Annotated in this window: 24 protein-coding genes and 1 other annotated feature; of the genes, 7 read left to right on the forward strand and 17 right to left on the reverse strand. The window is 44.9% G+C overall.

The window, feature by feature from the left end; genetic code table 11:
• Positions 1 to 41: 41 nt before the first annotated feature.
• From ilvC to ilvB, 3 genes are all read right to left on the reverse strand, one after another.
• On the reverse strand, positions 42 to 1,034 hold the full coding sequence (gene ilvC / locus BLW49_RS04880; RefSeq protein ID WP_076311710.1) for a ketol-acid reductoisomerase: 993 nt from the start codon (positions 1,032 to 1,034) through the stop codon (positions 42 to 44).
• Between the two features lie 200 nt (positions 1,035 to 1,234).
• Entirely contained in the window at positions 1,235 to 1,717 is a 483-nt protein-coding gene (gene ilvN / locus BLW49_RS04885) for an acetolactate synthase small subunit (protein WP_047910030.1), read from the reverse strand.
• Positions 1,718 to 1,720: 3 nt separating this feature from the next.
• Positions 1,721 to 3,466, reverse strand: coding sequence for a biosynthetic-type acetolactate synthase large subunit (ilvB, locus tag BLW49_RS04890; RefSeq protein ID WP_076311711.1), 1,746 nt, complete (start codon positions 3,464 to 3,466; stop codon positions 1,721 to 1,723).
• Positions 3,467 to 4,109: 643 nt separating this feature from the next.
• Here ilvB and BLW49_RS04895 point away from each other — a divergent pair.
• Positions 4,110 to 4,562, forward strand: coding sequence for a GNAT family N-acetyltransferase (locus BLW49_RS04895; RefSeq protein WP_076311712.1), 453 nt, complete (start codon positions 4,110 to 4,112; stop codon positions 4,560 to 4,562).
• 47 nt (positions 4,563 to 4,609) lie between these two features.
• On the opposite strand, the gene BLW49_RS04900 is transcribed toward BLW49_RS04895, so the two are convergent.
• The 9 genes from BLW49_RS04900 to BLW49_RS04940 all read right to left on the reverse strand — a co-directional run bounded on the left by BLW49_RS04900 (position 4,610) and on the right by BLW49_RS04940 (position 13,013).
• Entirely contained in the window at positions 4,610 to 5,023 is a 414-nt protein-coding gene (locus BLW49_RS04900) for a hypothetical protein (RefSeq protein WP_076311713.1), read from the reverse strand.
• A gap of 147 nt (positions 5,024 to 5,170) precedes the next feature.
• Positions 5,171 to 6,145 (reverse strand): ABC transporter permease, encoded by a 975-nt coding sequence (locus tag BLW49_RS04905; RefSeq protein WP_076311714.1) that lies wholly within the window; start codon positions 6,143 to 6,145, stop codon positions 5,171 to 5,173.
• A 2-nt stretch (positions 6,146 to 6,147) separates the two neighbouring features.
• A complete protein-coding gene (locus tag BLW49_RS04910; RefSeq protein ID WP_076311715.1) occupies positions 6,148 to 7,227 on the reverse strand; it encodes an ABC transporter permease in 1,080 nt (359 codons plus the stop codon).
• Positions 7,220 to 8,764 carry an ABC transporter ATP-binding protein gene (locus tag BLW49_RS04915; protein WP_076311716.1) on the reverse strand — a complete coding sequence of 515 codons (1,545 nt, stop codon included), beginning with the start codon at positions 8,762 to 8,764 and terminating at the stop codon, positions 7,220 to 7,222. Before BLW49_RS04915 ends, BLW49_RS04910 begins: the two co-directional genes overlap by 8 nt.
• A 140-nt stretch (positions 8,765 to 8,904) precedes the next feature.
• Positions 8,905 to 9,939 (reverse strand): BMP family lipoprotein, encoded by a 1,035-nt coding sequence (locus BLW49_RS04920; RefSeq protein WP_076311717.1) that lies wholly within the window; start codon positions 9,937 to 9,939, stop codon positions 8,905 to 8,907.
• A gap of 438 nt (positions 9,940 to 10,377) precedes the next feature.
• The gene (rplT, locus tag BLW49_RS04925; protein WP_076311718.1) at positions 10,378 to 10,737 is read right to left on the reverse strand and encodes a 50S ribosomal protein L20; all 360 of its coding nucleotides are present in this window, start codon (positions 10,735 to 10,737) and stop codon (positions 10,378 to 10,380) included.
• A gap of 41 nt (positions 10,738 to 10,778) precedes the next feature.
• Positions 10,779 to 10,979 (reverse strand): 50S ribosomal protein L35, encoded by a 201-nt coding sequence (gene rpmI, locus BLW49_RS04930; RefSeq protein ID WP_047910039.1) that lies wholly within the window; start codon positions 10,977 to 10,979, stop codon positions 10,779 to 10,781.
• A gap of 30 nt (positions 10,980 to 11,009) precedes the next feature.
• Complete coding sequence (gene infC / locus BLW49_RS04935) at positions 11,010 to 11,504, reverse strand: translation initiation factor IF-3 (protein WP_090723442.1); 495 nt, start codon at positions 11,502 to 11,504, stop codon at positions 11,010 to 11,012.
• Positions 11,505 to 11,560: 56 nt separating this feature from the next.
• Positions 11,561 to 11,703, reverse strand: a sequence feature (ribosomal protein L20 leader region).
• Positions 11,704 to 11,774: 71 nt separating this feature from the next.
• Positions 11,775 to 13,013, reverse strand: coding sequence for a glycosyltransferase family 2 protein (locus tag BLW49_RS04940; RefSeq protein WP_076311720.1), 1,239 nt, complete (start codon positions 13,011 to 13,013; stop codon positions 11,775 to 11,777).
• 621 nt (positions 13,014 to 13,634) lie between these two features.
• Here BLW49_RS04940 and BLW49_RS04945 point away from each other — a divergent pair.
• Positions 13,635 to 14,162: a phosphatase PAP2 family protein gene (locus BLW49_RS04945; protein ID WP_076311721.1), complete on the forward strand. Its 528-nt coding sequence runs from the start codon at positions 13,635 to 13,637 to the stop codon at positions 14,160 to 14,162.
• Positions 14,163 to 14,215: 53 nt separating this feature from the next.
• The gene (locus BLW49_RS04950) at positions 14,216 to 15,349 is read left to right on the forward strand and encodes an MGDG synthase family glycosyltransferase (protein ID WP_090723443.1); all 1,134 of its coding nucleotides are present in this window, start codon (positions 14,216 to 14,218) and stop codon (positions 15,347 to 15,349) included.
• Between the two features lie 135 nt (positions 15,350 to 15,484).
• Here the strand turns inward: BLW49_RS04950 and trmB are convergent, their stop codons facing one another.
• Together trmB and BLW49_RS04960 are read right to left on the reverse strand one after the other, a co-directional pair.
• Entirely contained in the window at positions 15,485 to 16,213 is a 729-nt protein-coding gene (gene trmB, locus BLW49_RS04955) for a tRNA (guanosine(46)-N7)-methyltransferase TrmB (RefSeq protein ID WP_076311723.1), read from the reverse strand.
• A 182-nt stretch (positions 16,214 to 16,395) separates the two neighbouring features.
• The gene (locus BLW49_RS04960; RefSeq protein ID WP_076311724.1) at positions 16,396 to 16,593 is read right to left on the reverse strand and encodes a hypothetical protein; all 198 of its coding nucleotides are present in this window, start codon (positions 16,591 to 16,593) and stop codon (positions 16,396 to 16,398) included.
• A 300-nt stretch (positions 16,594 to 16,893) separates the two neighbouring features.
• On the opposite strand from BLW49_RS04960, the gene BLW49_RS04965 reads away from it, so the two are divergent.
• From BLW49_RS04965 to BLW49_RS04980, 4 genes are read left to right on the forward strand one after another with little or no spacing between them, the layout of a single operon-like run.
• Entirely contained in the window at positions 16,894 to 17,847 is a 954-nt protein-coding gene (locus BLW49_RS04965; RefSeq protein WP_076311725.1) for a tRNA modification radical SAM protein MnmL/YtqA, read from the forward strand.
• Between the two features lies 1 nt (position 17,848).
• The gene (locus BLW49_RS04970; protein WP_076311726.1) at positions 17,849 to 18,433 is read left to right on the forward strand and encodes a tRNA 5-(aminomethyl)-2-thiouridylate-methyltransferase MnmM; all 585 of its coding nucleotides are present in this window, start codon (positions 17,849 to 17,851) and stop codon (positions 18,431 to 18,433) included.
• A 56-nt stretch (positions 18,434 to 18,489) separates the two neighbouring features.
• Positions 18,490 to 19,461 (forward strand): type I phosphomannose isomerase catalytic subunit, encoded by a 972-nt coding sequence (locus BLW49_RS04975; RefSeq protein ID WP_090723445.1) that lies wholly within the window; start codon positions 18,490 to 18,492, stop codon positions 19,459 to 19,461.
• Positions 19,462 to 19,506: 45 nt separating this feature from the next.
• The gene (locus BLW49_RS04980) at positions 19,507 to 20,436 is read left to right on the forward strand and encodes an alpha/beta hydrolase (RefSeq protein WP_090723447.1); all 930 of its coding nucleotides are present in this window, start codon (positions 19,507 to 19,509) and stop codon (positions 20,434 to 20,436) included.
• 172 nt (positions 20,437 to 20,608) lie between these two features.
• Here the strand turns inward: BLW49_RS04980 and BLW49_RS04985 are convergent, their stop codons facing one another.
• The 3 genes from BLW49_RS04985 to BLW49_RS04995 form a co-directional block, all read right to left on the reverse strand.
• Complete coding sequence (locus tag BLW49_RS04985) at positions 20,609 to 21,136, reverse strand: YfiT family bacillithiol transferase (RefSeq protein ID WP_076311729.1); 528 nt, start codon at positions 21,134 to 21,136, stop codon at positions 20,609 to 20,611.
• Between the two features lie 109 nt (positions 21,137 to 21,245).
• A complete protein-coding gene (odhB, locus tag BLW49_RS04990; RefSeq protein ID WP_076311730.1) occupies positions 21,246 to 22,514 on the reverse strand; it encodes a 2-oxoglutarate dehydrogenase complex dihydrolipoyllysine-residue succinyltransferase in 1,269 nt (422 codons plus the stop codon).
• 6 nt (positions 22,515 to 22,520) lie between these two features.
• Complete coding sequence (locus tag BLW49_RS04995) at positions 22,521 to 25,433, reverse strand: 2-oxoglutarate dehydrogenase E1 component (RefSeq protein ID WP_076311731.1); 2,913 nt, start codon at positions 25,431 to 25,433, stop codon at positions 22,521 to 22,523.
• Positions 25,434 to 25,446 lie beyond the last annotated feature (13 nt).

Raw genomic sequence — 25,446 nt, forward strand, 5'->3', positions numbered from 1 at the left:
TCATTGTCATCACGATTCTCAGAGAATAGAGAGCTATGATCTTATTTATGAGTCCAGTGCATCATTTCACGCAATTGTGCGCCGACAACCTCGATTGGATGATTCGCTTCATTACGGCGAGTCGCTGTCAGGAATGCGCGTCCGGATTGATTTTCCAGGATGAAGTCGCGAGCGAATTTACCTTGCTGGATATCGCTAAGGACTGCTTTCATTGCTGCTTTGGTGTCTTCAGTTACAACGCGTGGTCCAGTTACATAGTCACCGTATTCCGCTGTGTTACTGATGGAATCACGCATGCTGGCAAGTCCACCTTCATACATTAGGTCAACGATCAGCTTCAGCTCATGCAAGCATTCGAAGTAAGCCATTTCTGGAGCATAGCCAGCTTCTGTTAATGTTTCAAAGCCTGCTTTTACAAGTGCGCTTACACCACCACACAGCACAGCTTGTTCACCGAACAAATCTGTTTCTGTTTCTTCACGGAAGGAAGTTTCAATAACACCAGCACGTGTACAACCGATCCCTTTTGCATAAGCCAGACCAATTTCTTTGGCTTGACCCGTAGCATCCTGCTCAATCGCAATTAGACCAGGTACACCAAAGCCCTCAACATATGTACGGCGAACCATATGCCCAGGAGATTTAGGAGCTACCAGCATAACATCACTGTCTTTAGGAGCAACAATTTGTCCAAAATGAACATTGAAGCCGTGGGAGAACATCAGAGTTGCACCTTTTTTCAGGTTAGGCTCAATTTCATTTTTGTAAACGGAAGCTTGTGTTTCATCCGGCATCAGGATTTGCACAACATCAGCACGGCGAGTTGCTTCTGCAACCGGCAATACTTCGAAGCCGTCATTTTTAGCTGTCTCAAATGATTTACCTTCGCGCAAACCGATAACTACGTTTAGACCACTGTCACGCAAGTTTTGTGCCTGAGCATGTCCTTGACTTCCATAACCGATAACGGCGATGGTTTTACCTTTCAATACACTAAGATCTGCATCCTGTTCATAATAAGTTGTAACTGCCATTGTTAAAGCCCTCCTTTGTATTGTAAAGAAAACCCTGCATGAATGAGCGGGTGTTTCAAGGGACTGCAGAACCGTCCGTTAATCTAAGCCTCTAGTCCCCTCAAGCCCCCGCTCATTCTTCAGGACTGCAAATTCCTGTCGCGGTAAATGACTAAAATATGATGTTAAGACAGGCTGGCTAATGAATACGAAAAGTATATTTATACGTTTCCTCGGATCATTGCCGTTACACCTGTTCTAGATAATTCCCTGATACCATATGGCTTAATGAGCTCGATCATCGCGTCAATCTTATCTGTATCTCCTACAACTTGAATCATCAGGCTGGAGTTGCCGATATCGACAACCGAGGCACGGAACGTTTCGACGAGACCCATAATTTCCGGACGAACCGAAGGCTCTGCTTTGATCTTGATCAGTGCGAGCTCGCGTGCAACCATCGGATTGGAGCTCAAATTAACAACCTTGATAACGTCAATTAATTTGTATAGCTGCTTCTCAATCTGCTCAAGAAGATGTTCATCCCCAAGTGTCACAATAACCATTCGGGATAATCCGGCTTCCTCAGACTGACCAACCGTGATACTTTCAATGTTAAAGCCGCGGCGACCGAACAGACCTGATACCCGTTGAAGTACTCCTGGCTGATCATTTACCAGTACGGCAATCGTATGTCTATTCATGATTTATGCATCCCCCATCAGCATTTGATCAATGGTCGATCCCTGCATTACCATCGGATATACGTTTTCTTCCTTGTTAACAACAAACTCTACAAGCACCGGACCGTCTGTTTCGAGCGCTTCTGACCAAATCTTCTGCGCTTCTTCCTTATTCGTGGCACGCAGACCCTTGACCCCATAAGCCTCTGCCAATTTGACAAAATCAGGACTTCCAGCTAGATCAATGTGACTATATCTGTTGTCGTAGATCAGCTCTTGCCATTGTCTTACCATCCCTAGTACCTGGTTGTTGATAACCACAATCTTAACTGGAATCTTGTTAATTGCACAGATGGCAAGCTCTTGAGAACACATCTGCATACCGCCGTCTCCATTAATAGAGATAACGAGACGATCCGGATGCGCCATCTGAGCACCGATGGCTGAAGGGAAGCCGAAGCCCATCGTTCCAAGTCCCCCGGAAGTTACCCATGAACGCGGTTGATTAAACTTGTAATACTGAGCTGCCCACATCTGATGCTGGCCTACGTCCGTAGTTACAATTGCGTTGCCTTCCGTCGTGTCATTCAGCATCTCAATAACCCATTGAGGTTTGAGGACTTCATCTGAATCCTTGTAGTTGTACAAACGGTCGCCTTTCCACTCCCGTATCTGGTTCCGCCACTCATCTGCCTGATCTGCACGCGCAGCTTCATGATTGAGCAATTCAAGTACGGTCTTCACATCCCCTACAATCGGAATGTCTGTCGGTACGTTTTTGCCGATCTCTGCAGGATCAATATCAATATGCACGATCTTCGCTCGTGGGGCAAAACCGTCCAGCTTGCCGGTTACCCGATCATCAAATCTTGCTCCAAAGTTGATCAATAGGTCAGACTGCTGAATAGCTTGATTCGCTGTATACGTACCGTGCATCCCAGGCATCCCCATCCATAGCTCATGACCGCTTGGGAATCCACCAAGACCAAGTAATGTTGTCGTAATTGGAATCTCTGTCTTCTTCACAAATTCGAACAGTGCTTCATGTGCTCCAGCGTATACGATTCCGCCGCCGGCCAGAATTACGGGTCGCTCTGCTTGCTTAATCGCTTGGTGCAGCTTATCAAGCTGCAGCTTGTTAGGCGTAACTGTTGGATTGTAACCTCGCATATTTACAGGCTCTGTCTGTGGAACAAACAGCGTCTTATTAGCGGATACGTCCTTAGGAATATCGATTAATACCGGACCTTTACGCCCTGTGTTCGCAATATGAAACGCCTCATGAATCACTCTCGGCAAATCCTCTACTGAGCGAACCAGATAGCTGTGCTTAGTGATCGGCATCGTAATCCCAGTAATATCTGCTTCTTGGAAAGCATCCGTACCAATCAAGCTGGAAACGACATTCCCCGTAATGACAACAAGTGGTACCGAATCCATGTAGGCCGTTGCAATGCCCGTTACCAGGTTAGTTGCTCCCGGACCGGAAGTAGCGATACATACGCCTACTTTGCCGCTTGCCCGAGCATATCCGTCGGCTGCGTGAATGGCGCCTTGCTCATGCCTTGTAAGCAAATGCTTGAAATCTTCAAATCCATACATTGCATCGTAGATGTATAGGACCGCGCCCCCCGGGTAGCCAAAGACGCATTCAACACCTTCTAACAGCAAGCTTCGAAGTAGAATTTCCGAGCCTGTAATGACTTCCGGTTTCATCCATTTCTCACGTAGTTGATCAGTTGATCGCATTTCAGGATTATGCGCATTCATGAAGATCTCCCCCTTCTTAAGGATTACATTAATCTGACATGTTGAAAAGAAATCAAGTAAGGGTTATCTGTAATTGATGACCCTTGATTCATCTTGCTTTTACAACAAAAAAACCTTCCATCCCTGCGGACATAAAATATGCCTCGCGAGGGACGAAAGGTTGCTGCTTCCGTGGTACCACCCAGATTTGTCAAATTCCTCACGGAATCTGACCTTAGCAAGTAGTAAGAAATGTTGGTCAGATAAGACCTACCCATTCTTCATACCTGTCGTCTGTAACGTAGACTTACGATTTTCCCTAATAGGCAAGAACCTTGCTTGCTTTTCAGGAAAACAGCTCCGAGGTGAGCTCGTACTTAAGGGATTATGGTGGTACTTTCAGCTAAAACTGTCCACTCTCTGCACATAAGTGCCCTTAAAACTTCGTCCTCATCATTGCCGATAAACTATAGCGGTTAAATGTTAGGAACATTATAAGATTCATTTGTAGAAATAGTCAACACTTTATTTTTCAAAATTCAGTCAATCCATGTACAAGCCTTGCTGTATCAGCTATTTTTTGTCCGAAATACCGAACATGACCAAGCTCCTTAGGCATATAATACCCCATCCATATTGTATGCCCCAAAAAGGAGGATTATCCATGATTCGCAATCGCAGACCTAAGCAAGATGATCCAGCTATCATGGAACTGATTCATAGCCAGCTCGTGCCTATCTCACATTTGAGCAAGCAAGAGATCAACCTGATTATTCAGGATATTCCAAGCCGTTTAGCCCGAGGCATTACATTGGTATCCTCTGCTAATTATGAATCCAGCATTTGTGGTTTTGTACATTTTATGATGCATGGTTCTTTACTATACATTGACATGATGGCCGTTTATCCAAAGGAACAGCGCAAACAGCATGGCAAAGAATTACTGAACAAAGCGGAGCAATTTGCGGCTTCACGAGGGTGTAAGAAGTCAAAAGTTATGGTGGATGAAGGAAACAAAAAGGGAATCAATTTTTATCAAAAGATGGGATATAAGATGCTTCGCTATGTTGATATCGGACGGTGCTACGAATTGGAAAAAGTATTAAGTGAAAGCTAGAATATCAAAAGAATGAACACAAAATATTATCAATGCGATAAAAATATTTAATAGAAAAATTTATTTTTGAAGCCATATCCTCCATAACCTTGCCCTGGTCCGTAACCTGGTCCCGGTCCATATCCAGGTCCAGGTCCATATCCAGGGAAGCCTCCATACCCGCCTCCAGGTCCTTTGCCTCCATATCCATACCCGCCGTATCCGCCTGGACCAAATCCGCCTCCGAAGCCTCCGCCGAATCCGCCTGCAAATGGCAAGGTTCCAATTGCCAACAGGTCAAATAGGACAAGCGGAATGAGTGCCCGTGTAGATGCATCTTTCCCTTCCGTCGGCTGGAGCATAATTTTATTCCCTGTCACATTAACAAGTGTACCCGTCACTTTTGTGCCATCTTTGCGAACAGCGACAATACGCTGCCCGACCATTTTTTTTGCGTCATTTAGACTAACAGAATTATTCATTCTTTTCCCTCCTTCTTTACGTAGGATTCAGAATCATCTTATTCGTATGTCGGCATAAATGTATGTTTCAATGTCCTGCATGTACAAAAAAAGTGATGCCTGCATCTTAGAGCAAGCATCACCTTTGTTGATAAATTAAATATTACGTTAACGTTTGCCTGGATCGTATGGCTGTCCCAGTGCAGCAGGTGCTGCTGAACGTCCGACCGCTGCTACGAGTACGATGACAGTAAGCAGATACGGCAGCATGAAAATAATTTCCTGGGGAATAGCCTGAGCCCATTCGAACATTTGAATATAGTTGCGGACAGCTTGGGACAACCCGAAGAAGAGAGCTGCACCAAATGCCCCGATCGGATTCCACTTACCAAAGATCATGGCAGCAATCGCAATATAACCTTGTCCGGAAATTGTGTTGTGTGCGAACACATTTGTAGTCGTCAGCGTAAGAACAGCACCGCCGATACCCGCAAGTGCACCACTGACCATAACAGCAAGATATCTGTACTTCGTCACATTAATCCCCATCGTATCCGCAGCACTTGGATGCTCCCCGACAGAGCGAAGACGCAGACCGAATGGCGTTTTGTACAGGAATAAGAATGTTAATATTACAAACAGCACAGCTAGGAATGTAGATGGATAATGATGAATAAATACATTACCGAAGAACGGAATTTCAGCTAGCTTCACACCGAATAATTCTGGATTCCATTTTTTGAATCCATTAATAAGCGGCGTTTCCCCTGACCCGTCAAACAGAAGCTTAACCATATACAATGTGCTTCCTGCTGCCAAGAAGTTAATGACAATACCACTTATGATCTGGTCCGCTTTAAAAGTGATAGAGGCTACAGCGTGAATCAAGGAAACAACCACACCTAACACGGCTGCTGTAACCAGACCAACCCAAGCCGCTTGCCCACCTGTCATCCCCGCTTCTTGAGCATAATGAGCGGATACCCCTGCAGCAAAAGCACCGAAGATCATAAATCCTTCAATCCCCAGATTCGTTACACCGGAACGCTCTGAGAATATACCACCAAGCGCAGCAAATACAAGAGCTGTTGCAAAGACAAGTGTCGTATTAATCAGCTGTCCGGAGAGCGTTATGAAATCCATAATTACAACACCTTCTCTTTCTTGCGCTTCGCATAGAAGGGCTTAAGCACCCAGCGCACGATACCTTGTGCAGCAATGAAGAATATGATGGAGCCAATTACGATACGTATCAATTCCGGTGGAACATCTGCTGCGAAGCTCATTCCGGCAGAACCGTATGTCAATCCTCCAAATAGGAAGGCTCCTAGAATTACACCAAACGGATGATTCATACCAATCAGTGCTACCGCAATACCATCGAATCCAGTACCCGGGGATCCTTGGAGGATCGTTTGATAGCCGAATACACCCAGAATTTGAAAGGCACCGCCAAGGCCTGCCAAAATACCACTGATAAACATGGCTTTGACAATGTTGCGATTCACCTTCATCCCTGCATATTCTGCAGCATGATGGTTATGGCCTACTGCACGAAGCTCGAAGCCTTGCTTTGTTTTCCACATGAATACATAGAACACTACCGCTGCGAGAATCGCAATCAGTGTGCCCCAGTGAACACGGGAGTTACTCATTAACTCAGACAACCAGCCAATCGCAATAGAGGCGGATGGTTGAATCTCTTCGGAACGATTCTCACCCGGCATCAGCATGAATTGTCTTACGACAAGATTGCCCAAATAAAGTGCAACCCAGTTCATCATAATACTGGTGATGACTTCATTCACCCCGCGTGCTGCCTTGAGATAACCTGCAATTGCTGCCCACAGACCACCCGCTAGAGCCCCTGCAATTAATGCAAGCGGTGCATGAATAATCATAGGCAATCCCGTCAGCTTAATTCCGACAAATGCGGAAGCCGTCATCCCTACGATAAATTGTCCTTCAGCCCCGATGTTAAATAGACCTGCACGGGAAGCAAACGCAAAGGCCAGCCCCGTCATAATGAGCGGAGTCATTTCACGCAAAGTTTCCCCAATATTATAGGTGTTTCCAAATACTTTCTCGACAAGTGCTCCGTATGCCGTTATCGGATTATATCCGCCAATAAGCATTACGACTGCTCCCAATAGAAGACCCAATATAATAGCAACAACTGGATATATAATTGAATCCTTAGTGAACCATTTTAATACGCTACTCACTAGATGCACCTCTCTTCACGGTGCTACCTGCCATCATCAGACCCAGCTCTTGATCATTGGTCTCTTCTGGAAGCACTTCACCAACAATATGTCCCTCATAAATAACCGCAATCCGGTCCGAGACATTCATAATTTCATCGAGTTCGAAGGAAATTAACAGCACAGCCTTACCTTGGTCACGTTGAGCGATCAATTGCTTCTGAACGAACTCAATAGCCCCTACATCAAGACCACGTGTAGGCTGAGCAGCAATAAGTAAATCCGGATTTTTGTTTACCTCTCTGGCGATGATCGCCTTCTGCTGGTTACCTCCGGATAAAGCTCGTGATAAAGTATCAATGCTTGGCGTTCTTACATCAAAGGCCTGTACCAGCTTCTTCGTATGCTCCTGAATTGCCTTGAAATTCAGGAACCCTTTTTTGGAATAAGGCTCCTTGTAATAGGATTCAAGCACCATGTTCTCGCTCACAGAGAAGTCCAGCACAAGACCATGCTTATGACGGTCCTCTGGAATATGCCCGACGCCCGCTTCCGAAACCTTACGAGGCGGCTCATTCGTAATATCCTTGTTATTCAGCGTAATTTTGCCTGAATTTACTTTACGTAAACCAGTAATGGCTTCAATCAGCTCACTCTGACCATTACCGTCAACTCCAGCGATTCCGACAATTTCTCCTGCACGTACTTGCAGATTCAGCTTGTCCAGTACGGCCATGCCTTCTTTATTTTTCGCGGTTAATTCATGGATATCGAGTACGGTTTCCTTAGGTGCAGCAGGCTTTTTGTCCACTTTAAAAGTAACGTTGCGCCCAACCATCTTCTCAGCCAGATCATTAGGAGTCGTCTCTGACGTCTTCACCGTATCGATGACTTTACCTCGGCGGATGATCGTTACCGTATCCGAAATTTCCATGATTTCTTTCAGTTTATGAGTAATAAGAATGATGGATTTGCCTTCAGCGACCAGCTTCTTCATGATCACCATCAATTCTGAAATCTCTTGAGGAGTTAATACCGCTGTCGGTTCATCAAAAATCAAGATTTCCGCGCCTCTGTAAAGGGTTTTTAAAATTTCGACGCGCTGCTGCATTCCTACAGAGATGTCTTCAATTTTTGCATTAGGGTCGACCTTAAGTCCATATAACTCGGATAACCGTTTAACTTCTGCCACTGCCTTTTTATAGTTAATATTGAGGCCCAGCATTCTTTTAGGCTCTGAACCCAATATAATATTCTCTGCTACTGTAAATGGCTGCACTAATTTAAAATGCTGATGCACCATTCCAATACCTAGCTCGATGGCTTTATTCGGACTGTCAATAATTACAGGCTGCCCGCCAACTTCAATTCCGCCCTCATCAGGCTGATATAGACCAAATACAATATTCATCAGCGTCGATTTTCCGGCGCCGTTCTCACCCAGCAGTGCATGAATCTCTCCCTTATGCAGCTGCAAGCTTATAGAGTCATTAGCGACAATGCCCGGGAAGCGTTTAGTAATTTGCTTCAACTCAACGACAGGAGTTGCTGCACCCATGAGATCACCCTTATAAATTTGATTTGATGGTATTAACCCTAGACGTAAGAACAAGGCTAGTTATATAAACCAGCCTTGTTTTACATCCATTACATGTAAAATTCAGTATTATTCTCACACGAAACAATCAATCGTAATTATTACTCTGCAGGAATTGTAATTTCACCGCTAATAATTTTTTCTTTGTATTCGTCAACCAGCTCAAGTACATCCGCTGGTACGTTTGCTGTAGAAGTCTCAGCTACGCCAACACCGTTAGCAGCCAGATCCAATACTTCTAATCCTGGTTCAAAAGTTCCGTTAATCACTTCTAGAGATACCTTCTTAACGGCTTCGTCTACTTTCTTGATCATAGAAGTCAGGGTAATCTCATCACCGAACTCAAGAGACTGGTCTTTGTCTACACCGATAACCCAAACATCTTGTCCGGAATCTTTACGTGACTTCGCTTCGTTAAATACGCCTGTTCCTGTTGCGCCTGATGCATGGAAGATAATATCTACACCTTCATTGTACATCGTTGCAGCGGCTGTTTTACCCAGGTCAGGCTTGTCAAATGCACCTGTATAGTTAGGAACGAACTGTGCATCCGGATTTACTGCCTTTACGCCTTCTCTAAATCCAATTTCGAACTTTTTGATCAGCGGGCTTTCCATTCCACCGACAAAACCAACCTTGTTTGTTTTCGTCATTTTACCTGCAATAACACCAACAAGGAAAGAACCTTGGTCTTCAGCGAACATTACAGATTTGACGTTTGGAGCATCGACTTCACTGTCAATAATTGCAAGCTTAGCTTCAGGGTTCTGTTCAGCGACTGTCTTGATTGCTTCAGCCAGCTGGAATCCAATTCCCCAAGTCAAAGAGTACTGGTCCTTAACAAATGTATTCAAGTTTGTGTTGTAATCTGCATCGGATTTACTTTGAAGATATTTAACATCTGCGCCTGTTTCTTCTTTAACTGCCTCAAGTGCTTCCCAAGCAGATTGGTTGAAAGATTTATCGTTTACACCGCCGACGTCAGTAACCATTCCGATTTTTGCAGAGGATTCAGCTGCGCTGCCGCCTCCCTCACCGCTGCCTTGAGAGCTGCTGTCATTGTCATTGCCGCATCCAGCTAGAGCAACGGAAGCTGCAAGAATCATGCTTAAAGACAAACTTAGTACTTTCTTCATCTTGGAATTGTTCCCCCTTAAAATATTCCCTATCTGATATCATACTTTGTTCTTCAGATTTACGGATTATACACTTGTCCGATCAATCATTATCTATAAGTACAAATCAATAGGACTGTCCTACTAGAGGTGATTATACAATCAACCCATGTTAAAATCCAGCACTTTCATGACTTAATTTTTAGTTTTTTTAAGAATGTTCATAATTGTAAGCGCTTTATCGTTTAAAATTGACATATTCAGGTTGATTATATGTCATATATTATAACATTAAATTCACATATGAATAAGAATTCCGCTTTTTCATTTGCATTATTTGTAATATGTAACTCTGATTTCATTACCCTTTTTTAAGGCTAGAGACCCAGCAAGCCCCTTAACTTTATTTATTCCCCATAAAAAAGCCGCCTATGCGGCGGCTCTTATCACTTAAAGAAATTAAGCATTAATCTTTTCTTTAGCTACAACAGCCAAAGAGTTAAATGCATTAATATCGTTTACTGCAAGATCAGCAAGCATTTTACGGTTCATGTCCACTCCAGCGAGTTTCAAACCGTGCATGAATTTGTTGTAAGACAATCCGTTCATGCGAGCTGCTGCGTTAATACGAACGATCCACAATTTGCGGAAGTTACGTTTTGTCTGACGACGGTCACGGTATGCATATACCATGGATTTCATAACTTGTTCGTTAGCTGTTTTGAAGATACGGTGTTTAGAACCGAAATAACCTTTAGCAAGTTTCAATACTTTTTTATGACGACGACGAACAACGAATCCGCCTTTTACTCTTGCCATATCAAAGACCTCCCAGAGAATATATGTTAGTAATCAGTGGACTATTTCAGGTTAGCCAAACCTTGTTTCAGACGCTTAACGTCACCAGGTGCCATAACCGGGCTGCCTGCAAGAACACGCTTAGTGCGTTTCGATTTATGGGAAAGCAAATGGTTTCTGTATGCTTTGTAACGTTTCACTTTACCAGTACCAGTAACTTTGAAACGACCCTTCAGGCTGCTGTGAGTTTTCATTTTAGGCATTGTGTATTTCCTCCTCCAAGTTTATCTGGCTCAAGATTTAGGAGCCAAAATCATAATCATGCTACGGCCTTCAAGTTTAGGTTGACGTTCGATGCTGCTGAGTTCAGCAACTTCCACTTTCACGCGTTCCAAGATCTTCTGACCGATATCCGCATGGGCGATTTCACGTCCACGGAAGCGGACGGAGCACTTCACTTTGTCGCCATCCTTCAAGAACTTGATGACATTGCGAAGCTTGGTTTGGTAGTCATGTTCCTCGATATTCGAACGGAACCACACTTCCTTGATGTCCACAACCTTTTGATTCTTACGTGCTTCTTTTTCTTTCTTTTGCTGTTCGTAACGGAACTTACCGTAATCCATAATACGGCACACTGGCGGTTTAGCCTGCGGAGCCACGTTAACCAGGTCAAGATTAAGATCTGCAGCCATCTGCAATGCTTCGCGAATAGGCTTGATGCCGATCTGCTCTCCTTCAGCTCCGACCAAACGAACTTCCTTCGACCGAATTTCATCATTAATCATGTGTTCTTTACTAATAACTGTCCACCTCCAGATCGTTATCGATAATCCCTATACAGATAAAAAATAAAGGGATGCCGGTACGCTACCGACATCCCTGAACAATCAACAATTCTTCATGAAATTCATTCACAAATCATTGGATCGTTACCAGTCAGCTTAATGCCGATCAGGTGAGAAGTCGGACCTTCTACTTTTGAATCCATATTCCAGAAACAATCACCTAAACAATAATACATGTTCATAACTGTTTTGTCAACAGCTACATAAAATTTATCCTTGTTTACTCTGAACCTCTTCCAATCGAACGACACGTGTATGCTTCGTGTGGCTCCATTGCTTATTGTTCTGGGTAAAGAAGGCGTACAGCGTAATTGGATACCACGATAATAGATAAATCGGGAACAAGATAAGTGAAGTGTACACTTTCTTGAAGCGCACCTTCTCCAGAGCTAGAGACAACAGGAACGTCACGACGTTCGCCGCAATAGCAAGGAATCCAACCCATAACGGCAGGTAACCGTAAATATTAGTAATGTTCGGTCCATTGAACAAAATAATATCTACGAAGCTGATTGCTGTCATGATGAAGGTCAGCAATACCACATAGACGTTAGCACTGTATACGGCAAGGTCAAATTTCACCAAGCTGCCTTGCTTGATACTTTTCCAGATCAATGGGAAGAAGTATCTTCTGGCTACCGTAAAGTGTCCCTGCATCCAGCGTAGACGTTGTCTTGCCGACGCTTTAAAAGATAAAGGCTTCTCATCAAACACCTTAGCATCATAGTTAAACACCGGATATACATCACGATCTACAGCACGCATCGTAAACTCCAGATCCTCAACCAGAGACGTAGCTCCCCAGCCCATGTCTTTGAGCAGCTTGCTCTCAAAACACATCCCTGTTCCGCCAAGGAAGTTAGCCATATTGAGATTATGACGGGAGAGCTGCCACAAGCGGTTAATGTACCAGTAGGAAATACCATAAGCCGCTGTGATCCAGGAATCCTCAGGATTCTTCGTATCGATATAGCCTTGAATGACTTTAGCTCCTCTGTTCAGGTCATTGTTCATTTCCTGAAGGAAGTTCTTCGCAGCCAGATTGTCAGCATCAAACATAACAACGGCATCATATTGCTTCGGCATGCTCCAGAGCTCTTTAAGCATCCATTCAATTGCATAACCTTTACCGCGCTGATCGGCATTTGTTCTTACACAAGCATTCATCCCATGTGCCCGAACGATCTCAGCCGTATTATCTGTACAATTATCACAAATGACAAATACGTCGTACAATTCTTTGGGATAATCCAGTTTCTTTAAATTTTCCAGCAAAGCTCCAATGACTTCTGCCTCATTATGAGCAGCAACCAATACAGCAAAAGACTTGTTCGGCGGAAACTGTTGTTTCTTCTTCTTCTTAATCAAGCCGAACAGAGAAAAACCAAACTGATACACAGCTAGGAACGCCAAGATCACTTGAAACGTTACAAATATCGCATTAAACATTTGTTCTCTGCTACCCCCTCTTTAAATGTGAGCATCTCTTTTTTTTAACACACATTTCTTTTTAAAAATTAATGACCCTTTTTTGTTTCGTTTTTATCTTTGCCACTTATTCTTTACTGCCTACTCGATTTTGTATGCTTTCTTTAATTTTGTCAAAATCGCCAAAAGTCATCTTCGAGCGAAGAAAACGTTCTTTTGGACTGATTTCCTGACAGAAACTACGGTAAGGCTTTCTTTCACAGCAGTTTGTTCTTATTTTCATCCATTTTCACGATTTTTATTTGGATGCTCTCTTTATTTCTTCTGTTTATTAGCAAGCATACACGTTGAAATTCCATAAAGAGGACAAACTTCTATATCTTAAACGGATCAAAGAACAAAAAAGTTTGAGTATTTAAAACTCAATTTTTTTTAAACCATCTCAAGCAGCTTGAATCATTTTATATTTTTTTGAACCTCAAAGTCAAAACTTCCGTTTTTTTGTATAATACACATGGGTTATTCTTGATAAGGACATGATTAAAAAATATGATAAACTTAGGTTTACACGGGGCATGTCGGTAAATTACCAGCCTGCTGACTCCTATGTGGACAGTAGTACATCAAGCAGGGGGACTTATAATGGACCGTCTTTTCGTACGACTTCAGGCGATGGAGCAAAAAATTTTCATATGGATTAACGGACGTCTACATAACCGTTTTCTCAATTTCTGGCTCTATTATCTAACTCACCTCGGTGGAGCCACCTTTACGATCACAGCTTCCTTGTTCATCGGCTTTATCGCACCCGAACCCTGGGGATCAGCCGGTTACATGGCATTCACCGCACTGGCTATAAGTCATATTCCAGTTGCTGCGGCGAAGAAGCTGTATCCGAGAATCAGACCCTATTTAGCCATGCCGGAAACGAATACGTTTCGCAATCCATTATCCGATCATTCATTTCCATCAGGTCATACAACGGCAATCTTTTCTGTAACGATGCCTTTTATGTTTACGTTTCCTGAAGTGACCATCTTGTTGCTTCCTGTCGCTTGCATCGTCGGTTTTTCCCGAATTTACTTAGGGCTGCATTATCCTTCTGATGTCCTAGCAGGGGCAATCATTGGTACTTCCGTCGCATTTGGCACAGTTGCATTGTGGCCCTAACCTAGAGTATCTTTGAATGACAGAAATCAGAGCAAGGAACAGGTGAACAGAGAGTGAGTAAAAAAAGAGTGTTGTTATTATCTGAAGGATTCGGAGCTGGACATACTCAAGCCGCATACGCACTCTCGAGCAGTTTAAGAAAACTCTCATCTGATGTGCAGACGAAAGTGCTTGAACTTGGGAGTTTTCTCAATCCCCATGTTGCTCCACTGATCATAAATGCATACAAAAAAACCGTAACTAATCAACCCAGGCTCGTCGCACTAATGTATAAGAGTCAGTACAAGAAACCGATCAACCGTTTTACGACTCTTGCTCTGCACAGGCTGTTCTATACACATACTCGAAGCATCATACGGCAGTTAAAACCGGATATCATCGTATGTACCCATCCCATTCCCAGCGCAGTCATAGCCAGATTGAAGAGATTGGGATTACAGGTGCCGTTATGTACCGTCATAACTGATTACGATGTACACGGAACCTGGATTAGTCCCGAGGTGAATCGGTATTTGGTTTCTACTACAGATGTAAAGGACAAGCTGACCCAGCGGGGTGTTACTCTCGAGAAGATCCAAGTAACCGGGATCCCGGTCCATCCTAATTTTTGGGAGCATCCAAGCCATGATGAAATTAGACAGAAGTTTAATCTGAAACCGATGCCAACTGTGCTCGTCATGGGCGGAGGCTGGGGACTGATGACGGACGAAATTGTTAACGAATACTTGGCCAAGTGGCATAAAGATATTCAATTCATTTATGTTCTGGGAAACAACGAGAAATCACGAATTGCCATGGAACAAAGCCCCATTTATCAGCAGCCGAATATTCATGTAATGGGGTTCACGCGAGAGGTCGACAAGCTAATGGAAGTATCGGATCTTCTTGTAACCAAACCAGGCGGCATGACCTGCTCAGAGGGTCTGGCCAAAGGCATTCCGATGCTCTTCCATAATCCGCTTCCAGGCCAAGAGCAAGAGAATTGTCAGTATTTCACTGATCTAGGACTCGGAGAGCCCATCAGCTCGCTTCAAGTGGTTGAAAAATGGATGAACAAGCTTTTGAATAATTATTCTGATATTGTCCAAAAGCGAGAAAAACATATTCGGGAAATTGAAAAGTTACATCCCATGCAGAGTGCTAGAAGCATTCTTGAATTGGTTGACTCAGAAAGGGTGCCCACATAAGGCACCTTTTTTATATTTATGAGGACAAGCTAAAAAAAATGCCACTATGAATTAATATTCCATTTCATATAACAATATCAAAAAACACCTTCTCTCAAGAAGAAAAGGTGTTTAGCAGTAGATCAACTTCATTATTTATGCAGTTGGTTCCTGATAACGATATTTTTTAAGACGAATCTCTTGATATTCCTTAAGAGCATCTTCACCAATCAATACTTCAACGCGGTGAATATTCATCCCTTTACCCATGAACTTCTGCTCATACTCCGTCATGACATGCTCCTCATTCAGCCCATCCCGGTGCAAGTTCAAGGAGATGTTTGTCATTTGGAGCCCATAATCCGCAAACGAATTTAGCGAGAACTCAAACAACGTCTCAGAGTCTGTTTTGAAATGAATTTGACCTTGACTGTTCAGCACTTCCTTATACTTGTCCAGGAAACGCGGATGCGTCAGACGTCTCCGAGCATGCTTAGACTTTGGCCACGGGTCACTAAAGTTAAGATAGATTCGTTCCACTTCTCCCTGCTCAAATACATCCAGGATGTTCTCAATATTAGCAAGAGCCAGCTTCAAATTAGGAGGCGTCTCGATCTCTTCCTCAGCCCAAGCTGTTCTAGCCTTATCGCTGGCACGACGAACAAGCTCATCGTACATATCAATACCGATATAATTCACATCTTGATTGCGGTAACTCATTTGACTAATGAACTGTCCTTTACCCATTCCAAACTCAACGTGGATCGGCTTTCCGTTTCCAAATAAGTCAGCCCATTTGCCTTTATATTCTTCTGGATTTAATATAACCAGATCCGTTTGACTTTCCAGACTTTCGCGAATCCCTTTTCTGCCGCGTAAACGCATGTCTCTCCCCCGATTTTTCAGTAAAATGTTCCGGCATTAATTGTGCCTAAATATCGTTCAAATGTAAAGCCTTTATATACGATTGAAATTGTAACCATTTGAAAAGGAAAAAGGAATCGCACGCTGCACATAGAGTGCACAGCACGATCCCTTCTTCAAATATATTTGGAATTGGGGTCCAACTACTTTAACAGTTCATAGTCTACCTTATCTTGGGTGGAAAAATCAAATGTCTTTTCAAAAGCATTTCTTATTTTTTTCTTAGCAATCGCTTCTACCTGTGGGTTTCCGTTAAATTTAACGCCAGTTAGCGCCAATGCTTCATCTGCAGTAAGCTCGACAGAGATTTTGTGCCCGCCTGATTTTAGACTTGAATTCATGTTAATCACCTCACGAATAGTATGGCCGAGACGAAAAAAATGTATGAATTCTGCGAAAAAATAGTGTGTTTTTCAAGGTCTGACCTCAGCTAAAATATAACATAACTGTGTAATGTTTTGCAAGAGGTAAGCGCTATCTTTTTTGCCCTTTTTATCGAAGTTTTCGCTGTTGTCCTCTACAGGAAAATTCCCAATTACCAGCGCTTTTTGTTACAATAGAAAAAGTGGAAAAAGGGTTGTGTATCCCTTAGTTTTCATTCACCTGTATTTAGTTTGATGAATCAACAAAGGAGTTTCCTAATGAATATGCCAGTTTCAACTCCTCCACTGCTATGGGGAGATAAGCGATTTCACACTTGGAATCATGAGATGCGTGAGCAGTTTGATAATAAAGTATTTAAAGTCATGCTGGATGCTGGATTTACCTGTCCCAATCGGGACGGCTCCATTGCCAAAGGCGGTTGTACTTTCTGCAGCGCACGTGGATCCGGTGATTTTGCCGGTTCGAGACGTGATGATCTAATTACCCAGTTCAATACGATAAGAGACCGACAGCATCAAAAATGGCCAAACGCCGAGTACATCGGATATTTTCAAGCTTATACCAATACTTATGCGCCGGTTGAGCAGCTTCGTGAATATTATGAAGTCATTCTCAAGCAGCCTGGTGTCGTTGGGTTGTCCATTGCAACAAGGCCGGACTGTCTGCCGGATGATGTGGTAGACTATCTGGCTGAGCTTAATGAGCGTACTTATCTATGGGTTGAAATGGGGCTTCAAACGATTCATGAATCCACCTCCCAGCTCATTAACCGTGCTCATGATACGAAGTGTTATGAGGATGCGGTGGAGAAACTGAGAAAACGAAACATTCGGGTATGCACTCATATCATTCACGGTCTCCCTCAAGAGACACATGAAATGATGCTGGAGACGACGCGTGCGGTGGCCCATATGGACGTACAGGGCATCAAGATCCATTTGCTCCATCTCATGAAGAAGACACCTATGGTTAAGCAGTACGAGGCTGGTTTGCTTCGGTTCATGGAACAGGAGGAGTACATTAAGCTGATCGTGGATTCCCTGGAGATTTTGCCTCCAGAAATGATCGTCCACCGGTTAACCGGGGATGCTCCTAGAAATCTGCTGATCGGACCCCTCTGGTCCATGAAAAAATGGGAAGTGTTAAACGGCATTGATGCTGAGCTCCGTGCACGTGATACATGGCAGGGTAAATATTGGAGGAGAGCTTGATATGGGATTTATTTCGGTACTCAGCTGTGCCCATCAATGGATCGCTGCCCGACTGCATTCCGGTGATTATGCAATAGATGCAACACTAGGGACAGGATCAGATGCCTTGTTCCTAGCTCAGACCGTAGGTGCAAAAGGCCACATCTATGGGTTCGATATTCAGGAGGAGGCCATCCGCTTGTCTTCTGCCAAGCTGAACAACGCAGCGAACATGAACAAGCTCGCTCCCTTCTCCCTCTTCTGCTGCAGCCATGCAGATATGAAAGAGATCATTCCGACGGATAAGCATGGACAGATTGGTGCCGTGATGTTCAATTTGGGCTATCTTCCCGTAGAGCATGCCGATCATAGCGTAATTACTGAGACCACGAGCACCATCACGGCTTTGACAGCCGCTCTGGAACTTCTCAGACCCAAAGGCATATTAACAGTAGTCCTTTACCCAGGACACCAAGGCGGAGATGAAGAAGCGACCAGCGTCTCTAAGTGGGCTTCTCAATTGCCTACAGACGTTGGACAAGCGGTCATTTATAGACAGCTGCAGCGAGAAACAGCCCCCTATCTTATCGCCATTGAGAAAAAGTAATCTCATGGTCCCCGGGTAAAATCATTATAAACTTCATATGTTAAGGAGAGGACAGTATGACAGCACCATACCCATTGCAATTTGAACCTGAATTTAAAGAGAGAGTCTGGGGAGGACGCGCTTTAGAGCAATTCGGTTTATCTCTTCCCGAGGGTCATATTGGCGAAGGCTGGATGATCGCCGACCATCCAAATGGAACAACCAAAGTCATGAATGGCGAGCTCGCTGGCACAGGACTTGACGAGATTCGAGAGCAATACGGTAAATCATGGCTAGGCACAAAAGGAGTTTCTGAAAAAGGCGGCCGATTCCCGCTGCTCATTAAACTGCTCGACTGTAATGATGATCTGTCGGTCCAGGTGCATCCGACTGATGATTATGAAGGACTTCCAAAGGGAGAGCTTGGAAAGACCGAAATGTGGTATGTACTTGATGCCAAGCCCGGTGCCAAGATCATATACGGGCTCAAAGAACAAGTAACCTACGATCAGCTCCGTTCTGCCCTGAATAACGGAACAGTAATGGATACACTCCAGGAAATATCCGTCGAGGCGGGCGATTCCTTCTTTATACCAGCAGGTACAGTCCATGCCCTATGCGCTGGAGTCGTCGTCGCCGAAATTCAGCAGAATTCAGACACCACTTACCGCATATTTGATTACAATCGACCAGGACTTGACGGAAAGCCTCGGGAACTACATATTGAAGATTCACTGAATGTAACGAAGTTTGAATCCACAGGGGCAACATCCATGAAGACGAATCATGCCGTTCCAGGAGAGTGGCTTACTCTAGCTTCATGTCCTTATTTTGTGGTGGAAAAAGGCATTGTCTCCGGCACATGGAATCTAAATACGACCGAGGACAGCTTCACTATACTCGTCGTATGTGACGGAACTGGCAGTCTTGCATGGAATGACGGAGCAAGTCTTGCCCTTACAGCGGGTCAGTGTTACTTGATTCCTTCCAGCCTGGGAAGCTACCAGTTATCTGGTGAAGCAACGGTGCTGCGCTCTTATCTTCCGTAAATAATGGCTTGGAACAAGCCAGACATCAAGGAGGGCTACTTGGTCATGCAGGAATCCACGTTTCAGATGCTGGATAGTGACGAAGTCAATATCTATGTATATCGCTGGACTCCGGAGGGTCATATACCGGTCAAAGGGATCGTACAAATTGCTCACGGTATGTGTGAAACAGCGAAGCGTTATGAAGAGCTGGCCAGTACATTGACGGACCATGGATATATCGTCTACGGTAATGATCATCGGGGTCACGGTCTAACAGGCATGGCACAAGGCATGCTGGGCGACGGCGGTCCGGATGTGTTCAACTGGATGGTAAAGGATGTTGCTGAGCTTGGTGAATATATACGCAAAGAACAGCCTGAATTGCCGCTATTTCTGTTAGGACACAGTATGGGGTCCTTTATTACTCAGAAGCTGATGTATGCATATCCTGATCTGTTTGATGGCTACATCCTGTCTGGAACGAATGGCAAACGCGGCCTTCTCAAATTTGGTCAACGGCTGGCTGCTCTGCAAGCCGGCCTACAGGGTCAAGAGCATCGCAGTCTTCTCTTGAACGCAATTATTTTTGGTGGATATAACCGCGCCTTTCGTCCTGCAGCCACTCCCTTTGACTGGTTATCCAATGATAAAGAGGAAGTTAGAAAATTTGTTGAGGATCCAATGTGCGGGGCGATATGCACCACTCGTTTTTTCCGGTGCTTCTTCGATCTGTTAATGGAGATTCATCTGCCTAAGCATATGAGCAAGATCCCCAAGGATAAGCCTGTGTATATCTTCTCGGGTGAGCGGGATCCGGTGGGCATGTATGGTAAAGGGGTCATGAGTCTGGTTGAGAATTATCGAGAACTGCAATTTACCGATCTGCAATATCGGCTCTATCCTGATGGAAGACACGAGATGCTGCACGAAGTGAACCGTAAGGAAGTCGAGCTGCATCTCGTAGATTGGCTGGAGCAGCATGTGCAGCAGTGACGCTAGCTTCTGTATCTTTGGATTGGGGTAAACAGCCCATCTGACGTGATGCCACAACAGACAATCTGATTCATCTATTAAAAAGAAAGCCTCAGATCGTATTCTTAGTATCAAAAAAGCCTTTCTGCCAATGCCGTCCAATCGTTGCATTGAGCAGAAGGGCTATTCTTCTTTACCAGTTCATACGTTCACGCAGAGAAGTGATGTGTGCCGTATGATGCAGACTATGCCAGGAGTACAGTCTCACACATTCTCCCAGAGTCAGCGTCTTCTGTAATCCAGGATGATAAAAGGTGCGATCATATTGTTCAGCACTCATGGACTCCAGCAGAGCGGTCCAACGCGAATGCAGGCCTTCTAGAATCGACAAGGAAGCGTTAATATGCACATTGGATACATCTGTTGTCTCTGCCCACAAAGACTCTTCATAGGGTTTGATAGCGGGTTCATTCTCGGTAAGCGCAAGTTTGAAACGAATAAAACTGTTCATATGACTGTCTGCAACATGATGAACGACTTGATGCACTGTCCAGCCTTCAGGCCGATAAGGCGTAGCGAGCTGTTCCTCCGATAGTCCTGATATTGCATCCTGCAGTCTCGCTGGCAGCCTCTTGATGTTGTCTATCCAAATCCTACGGTTCTCTTCAGTAGTGGGATCTTCAACTTCCAAGCCAATCGGATACCTCAGATCATTTTTCATTTCCAATCTCCCCCTTGAAATATTTCTCATTTAATTACTTCACAGTATAAAAAAGACAGGCGCAGCAAACGATGCGGCCTGTCCTTATTTATTCTAGAGAACCTTCGCTTTATCCTTCTAGCAGAAGAGATTCCGGGTCTTCAAGCAATTCTTTTACAGTAACCAGGAATCGAACTGCATCACTTCCATCAATGATTCGATGATCATAAGACAGCGCGATATACATCATAGGTCTGTTCTCCATACGCTCATCATCAATCGCTACAGGGCGTACCTGAATTTTGTGCATACCGAGTATACCAACCTGCGGTGAGTTCAATATCGGTGTAGAGAGCAATGATCCGAAGATTCCACCATTCGTAATTGTAAATGTTCCGCCTTGCAGCTCATTGAGAGACAACGAGTTACTACGTGCTTTGGAAGCCAGCTCTCCGATATTCCGTTCAATTTCAGCAAAGCTGAGGCGATCTGCATCGCGTACCACCGGTACGACAAGCCCTTCCTTCGCCGATACCGCAATACCGATATCATAGAACTTCTTCACGACAATGTCGTCCCCGTCGATCTCAGCATTAACAAGCGGGAATTGTTTAAGTGCTCCTACAACCGCTTTGGTAAAGAAAGACATAAAGCCAAGTCCGACATCATGCTTTTCTTTGAATTTGTCTTTACGCCGTTTACGAACATCCAGGATAGCTGTCATATCAACTTCGTTAAAAGTTGTAAGCATCGCCGCCGTCTGTTGAGCTGCAACCAAGCGTTTAGCGATGGTCGCACGTCGACGAGACATCTTGGAGCGTTCAACCGGTTTCCCAGGGTTTGCTTCTGCTGCTGGGGCAGGTGCACTAGCAGGCTTGCTTGGAGCTGCTGCAGGAGCAGCAGGTACAGACCCATGAGATTTTACGTCATCAGAATGGATGCGTCCGATCGGATCCCGCGTTTGTACTTGGTCGAGATCGATTCCGCGTTCACGCGCTAATTTACGAGCAGATGGCGTGGCTGTATAGCCATTGGCGCCTTCATCCTCTGCTTTGGGAGCGGACTCATTCTTCACAGGTGCCGAGACCGGCGCTGCTTCTGAAGCTTGTGGCGCAGGTACCGGTGCTGGTGGTGCAGAAGCCGCTGCTGATTCTTTGGCTCCTGCTCCTGCTTCTAACTGTGCAATCGTCTCACCAATCTGAACCGTATCCCCTTCTTGATGAAGGATGCTTGTAATGACTCCGCTCTCTTCCGCACTGATCTCAATGTTGACCTTATCCGTCTCGACCTCAAGCAGTACATCTCCTTGATTGACGGTATCCCCTTCTTTAACGATCCATCTGGATATTGTTCCCTCCGTGATGGATTCTCCCATAGCCGGTACTTTAATTTCGCTCACAGCAAGCTACCTCCCCAGTGGAATATTTTTCTTTGAACTTTGCTTCAATACTTTGGACAAAATTTGCTGTTGCTCTGCGACATGTACATGTTGGAAGCCAGTCGCCGGACTAGAACGCTCAGGCCGTCCTGCATAATCAAGCTTAACACCTGCAGGTAATAGCTCACGAAGTCTTGGCTCCATATATGTCCATGCTCCCATATTCTTAGGTTCTTCCTGTGCCCAGACGATTTCCTTCACATTACGGAATCTGGCGAGGAAGCGACGAATTTCTTGTTCAGGGAAAGGATACAATTGTTCCACACGCAAGATGTGCAGCCAGGACCAATCTTCACCTTTTTCCTTATCAATTGCCTCTTCAAGATCGATCGCGATCTTGCCGCTGCAAAGAAGGATACGCTCCACCTTATCAGGAGCTGCTCCAAGAATAGGCTCTTCGAGCACTGTTTGGAAGCTGCCTTCGCTAAACTCTTTAGCTGGAGAAGCTACACGCGGGTTACGAATCAGACTCTTCGGTGACATCAGTACGAGCGGTCTCGCATCATCTGTCTCCGTTAGTGCAGCCTGACGGCGAAGCAGATGGAAGTACTGCGCGCTGCTGGACAGATTGGCAACAATCCAGTTATCATCTGCACACATTTGCAGGAAGCGCTCTAGTCTTGCGCTCGTATGCTCAGGTCCCTGGCCTTCACTTGCGTGAGGCAAGAGCATCACCAGGCTCGAGTTCTGGGACCATTTTGAACGTCCAGAAGATACGAATTGGTCGAACAATACTTGAGCACAGTTGGCAAAATCACCGAATTGAGCTTCCCATATTACCAGTGTCTCTGGTGCATAAACGTTGTAGCCGTACTCAAAGCCTACTACAGATTCCTCTGACAGAGGGCTGTTATATAGGGCAAAAGAAGCCTTGGCTTGCGGCAAACGATGAAGTACATTGTAGGAATCTCCCGTCTCGGAATCATGCAGCACCAGGTTGCGATGAGCAAATGTAGCCCGCTGGGAATCCTGCCCCGACATCCGAATCGGTTTACCGTCAGCCAGAATTGTAGCAAAAGCGAGTGTTTCCGCCAAGCTCCAATCTACTTTTTCACCTTCGTTCAGAGCATTCTGGCGTCGCTGCAGAATACGCTGCAGCTTAGGATATACCTTGAAGCCTTCCGGCCACTTGAGCAGCTCAGCGTTAATCTCGCGCAGCTTCTCAATCGGAACTGCCGTTTGCGCATTTGTCAGCCGTTCCGGTCTTTGCAGTTCAGTGCTGCCGGCATCAACCTTGTCATGCACTTCCTCATGGCTTACCGTTCCTTGCTTCACTTCATCATAAGCCTGCTTGAGCTGATTCTGAGCCGCATTTCTCAGATTCGTAAGCAGATCCTTCTCACCAGCTCCAGACTGAACCAGAACATCCGCATACAATTCACATACGGTTGGATGATTCTTCACTTTACTGTACACGAGTGGTTGGGTTGTTTCCGGATCATCGGTCTCGTTATGTCCATAACGGCGATATCCGATCAAGTCGATCAGGAAATCTTTGTTGAATTTGTTACGATATTCACTCGCAAGGCGGATCGCTGCCATACACGCATCAGGGTTATCCGCGTTCACATGAATGATTGGGATTTCATATCCTTTGGCCAAGTCACTGGAGTACATCGTTGACCGAGATGCCTCACTGTTCGTTGTGAAGCCGATCCGATTGTTTACGATAATATGAATCGTACCGCCATTTTGATATCCCTTCAGAGATTTCAAGTTCAGCGATTCAGCAACGATCCCTTCTCCTGGGAATGCAGCATCTCCATGCATTAGAATCGTTGCTGCTTTAGTAACGTCCTGCTTCGGATATCCTGCCTGTCCTCGGTCATCCTGAGCTGCTCGTGCAAAGCCTTGAACCACTGGGTTCACATATTCAAGATGACTCGGGTTATTTGCCATCGTAATCTTAGCTTGAACGACCTCGCCTTTTTTCACATAGCGCGTTGCACCCAGATGGTACTTCACGTCTCCCGTCCATCCGTAATTAACGCCAGATGAGCTCTCAGACGGAACAAGATCTTTATTGTTCGTCTGGTGGAATTTCGAGAAGATCTTGCCATATGGTTTGCCGAGTACGTGCGCAAGCACATTCAGGCGTCCACGATGGGCCATCCCCATCAGAATATGGCTGGATCCTGCTTCGGCCATGATCTCAATAATTTTATCGAGCATCGGAACGAGCACATCGTTCCCTTCAATGGAGAACCACTTCTGCCCCACAAAATTTTTGTGAAGGAACTGTTCGAACTGTTCCACTTCCACAAGTCTGGCCAGGAGTGACTTCCGCTCATCTGCGGTCAGTTGAACAGCCGATGAACCTGACTCAATGCTCTGATACAGCCAGTTGCGTTCTTCTTCATCTTGAATATGATTAAACTCGTAAGCCAGCGGCCCTGTATATATATCACGCAATCGCTGGATTGCGTCTAATCCAGTCATGGTCTGTGAATCTGCATTCTCCCAAATGATTGAGGCAGGAATAGCTCGTAGATCTTGCTCGCTAAGCCCCAGTTTGGATGGTGTGAGCAGGCTCTCTTCTGTCTTGACATCCAGCTGGAGCGGATCAATATCAGCAGCCAAATGTCCGAATCTTCGGATATTTTGAACTAGCTTGCCCGCTGTAACCGCTTTCTGTAACAGCTGTAGATCTGCAACTCCCGAACTTGCATTACTCCCTGTAACTGATGAAGCAAGTCCTTGATTGTTCTCGGGGCCAATATCCATCGGAGGCGGTCCCCATTCTTTAAAAAGCGTGCGGAATTCAGCATCAACTGCCTCTGGGTCAGCACTATAAATCTCAAACTGTTGTTGTACGTAACCGAAGTTTGGTCCGTAGTATGTTTTCCATGGGCTTTGCATATTGCCATCTTCGTTAGCCATTTAACGTTCCCTC

This window comes from Paenibacillus sp. PDC88, from assembly GCF_900106725.1.
Taxonomy (GTDB): Bacteria; Bacillota; Bacilli; order Paenibacillales; family Paenibacillaceae; genus Paenibacillus; species Paenibacillus shunpengii.

Excerpts from the sequence above, each read along its gene's own strand:
- ilvC (WP_076311710.1), bottom strand. The coding sequence starts at position 1,034 with ATGGCAGTTACAACTTATTATGAACAGGATGCAGATCTTAGTGTATTG.
- ilvN (WP_047910030.1), bottom strand. The coding sequence starts at position 1,717 with ATGAATAGACATACGATTGCCGTACTGGTAAATGATCAGCCAGGAGTA.
- ilvB (WP_076311711.1), bottom strand. The coding sequence starts at position 3,466 with ATGAATGCGCATAATCCTGAAATGCGATCAACTGATCAACTACGTGAG.
- BLW49_RS04895 (WP_076311712.1), top strand. The coding sequence starts at position 4,110 with ATGATTCGCAATCGCAGACCTAAGCAAGATGATCCAGCTATCATGGAA.
- BLW49_RS04900 (WP_076311713.1), bottom strand. The coding sequence starts at position 5,023 with ATGAATAATTCTGTTAGTCTAAATGACGCAAAAAAAATGGTCGGGCAG.
- BLW49_RS04905 (WP_076311714.1), bottom strand. The coding sequence starts at position 6,145 with ATGGATTTCATAACGCTCTCCGGACAGCTGATTAATACGACACTTGTC.
- BLW49_RS04915 (WP_076311716.1), bottom strand. The coding sequence starts at position 8,764 with ATGGGTGCAGCAACTCCTGTCGTTGAGTTGAAGCAAATTACTAAACGC.
- BLW49_RS04920 (WP_076311717.1), bottom strand. The coding sequence starts at position 9,939 with ATGAAGAAAGTACTAAGTTTGTCTTTAAGCATGATTCTTGCAGCTTCC.
- rplT (WP_076311718.1), bottom strand. The coding sequence starts at position 10,737 with ATGGCAAGAGTAAAAGGCGGATTCGTTGTTCGTCGTCGTCATAAAAAA.
- rpmI (WP_047910039.1), bottom strand. The coding sequence starts at position 10,979 with ATGCCTAAAATGAAAACTCACAGCAGCCTGAAGGGTCGTTTCAAAGTT.
- infC (WP_090723442.1), bottom strand. The coding sequence starts at position 11,504 with ATGATTAATGATGAAATTCGGTCGAAGGAAGTTCGTTTGGTCGGAGCT.
- BLW49_RS04940 (WP_076311720.1), bottom strand. The coding sequence starts at position 13,013 with ATGTTTAATGCGATATTTGTAACGTTTCAAGTGATCTTGGCGTTCCTA.
- BLW49_RS04945 (WP_076311721.1), top strand. The coding sequence starts at position 13,635 with ATGGACCGTCTTTTCGTACGACTTCAGGCGATGGAGCAAAAAATTTTC.
- trmB (WP_076311723.1), bottom strand. The coding sequence starts at position 16,213 with ATGCGTTTACGCGGCAGAAAAGGGATTCGCGAAAGTCTGGAAAGTCAA.
- BLW49_RS04960 (WP_076311724.1), bottom strand. The coding sequence starts at position 16,593 with ATGAATTCAAGTCTAAAATCAGGCGGGCACAAAATCTCTGTCGAGCTT.
- BLW49_RS04965 (WP_076311725.1), top strand. The coding sequence starts at position 16,894 with ATGAATATGCCAGTTTCAACTCCTCCACTGCTATGGGGAGATAAGCGA.
- BLW49_RS04970 (WP_076311726.1), top strand. The coding sequence starts at position 17,849 with ATGGGATTTATTTCGGTACTCAGCTGTGCCCATCAATGGATCGCTGCC.
- BLW49_RS04975 (WP_090723445.1), top strand. The coding sequence starts at position 18,490 with ATGACAGCACCATACCCATTGCAATTTGAACCTGAATTTAAAGAGAGA.
- BLW49_RS04980 (WP_090723447.1), top strand. The coding sequence starts at position 19,507 with ATGCAGGAATCCACGTTTCAGATGCTGGATAGTGACGAAGTCAATATC.
- BLW49_RS04985 (WP_076311729.1), bottom strand. The coding sequence starts at position 21,136 with ATGAAAAATGATCTGAGGTATCCGATTGGCTTGGAAGTTGAAGATCCC.
- BLW49_RS04995 (WP_076311731.1), bottom strand. The coding sequence starts at position 25,433 with ATGGCTAACGAAGATGGCAATATGCAAAGCCCATGGAAAACATACTAC.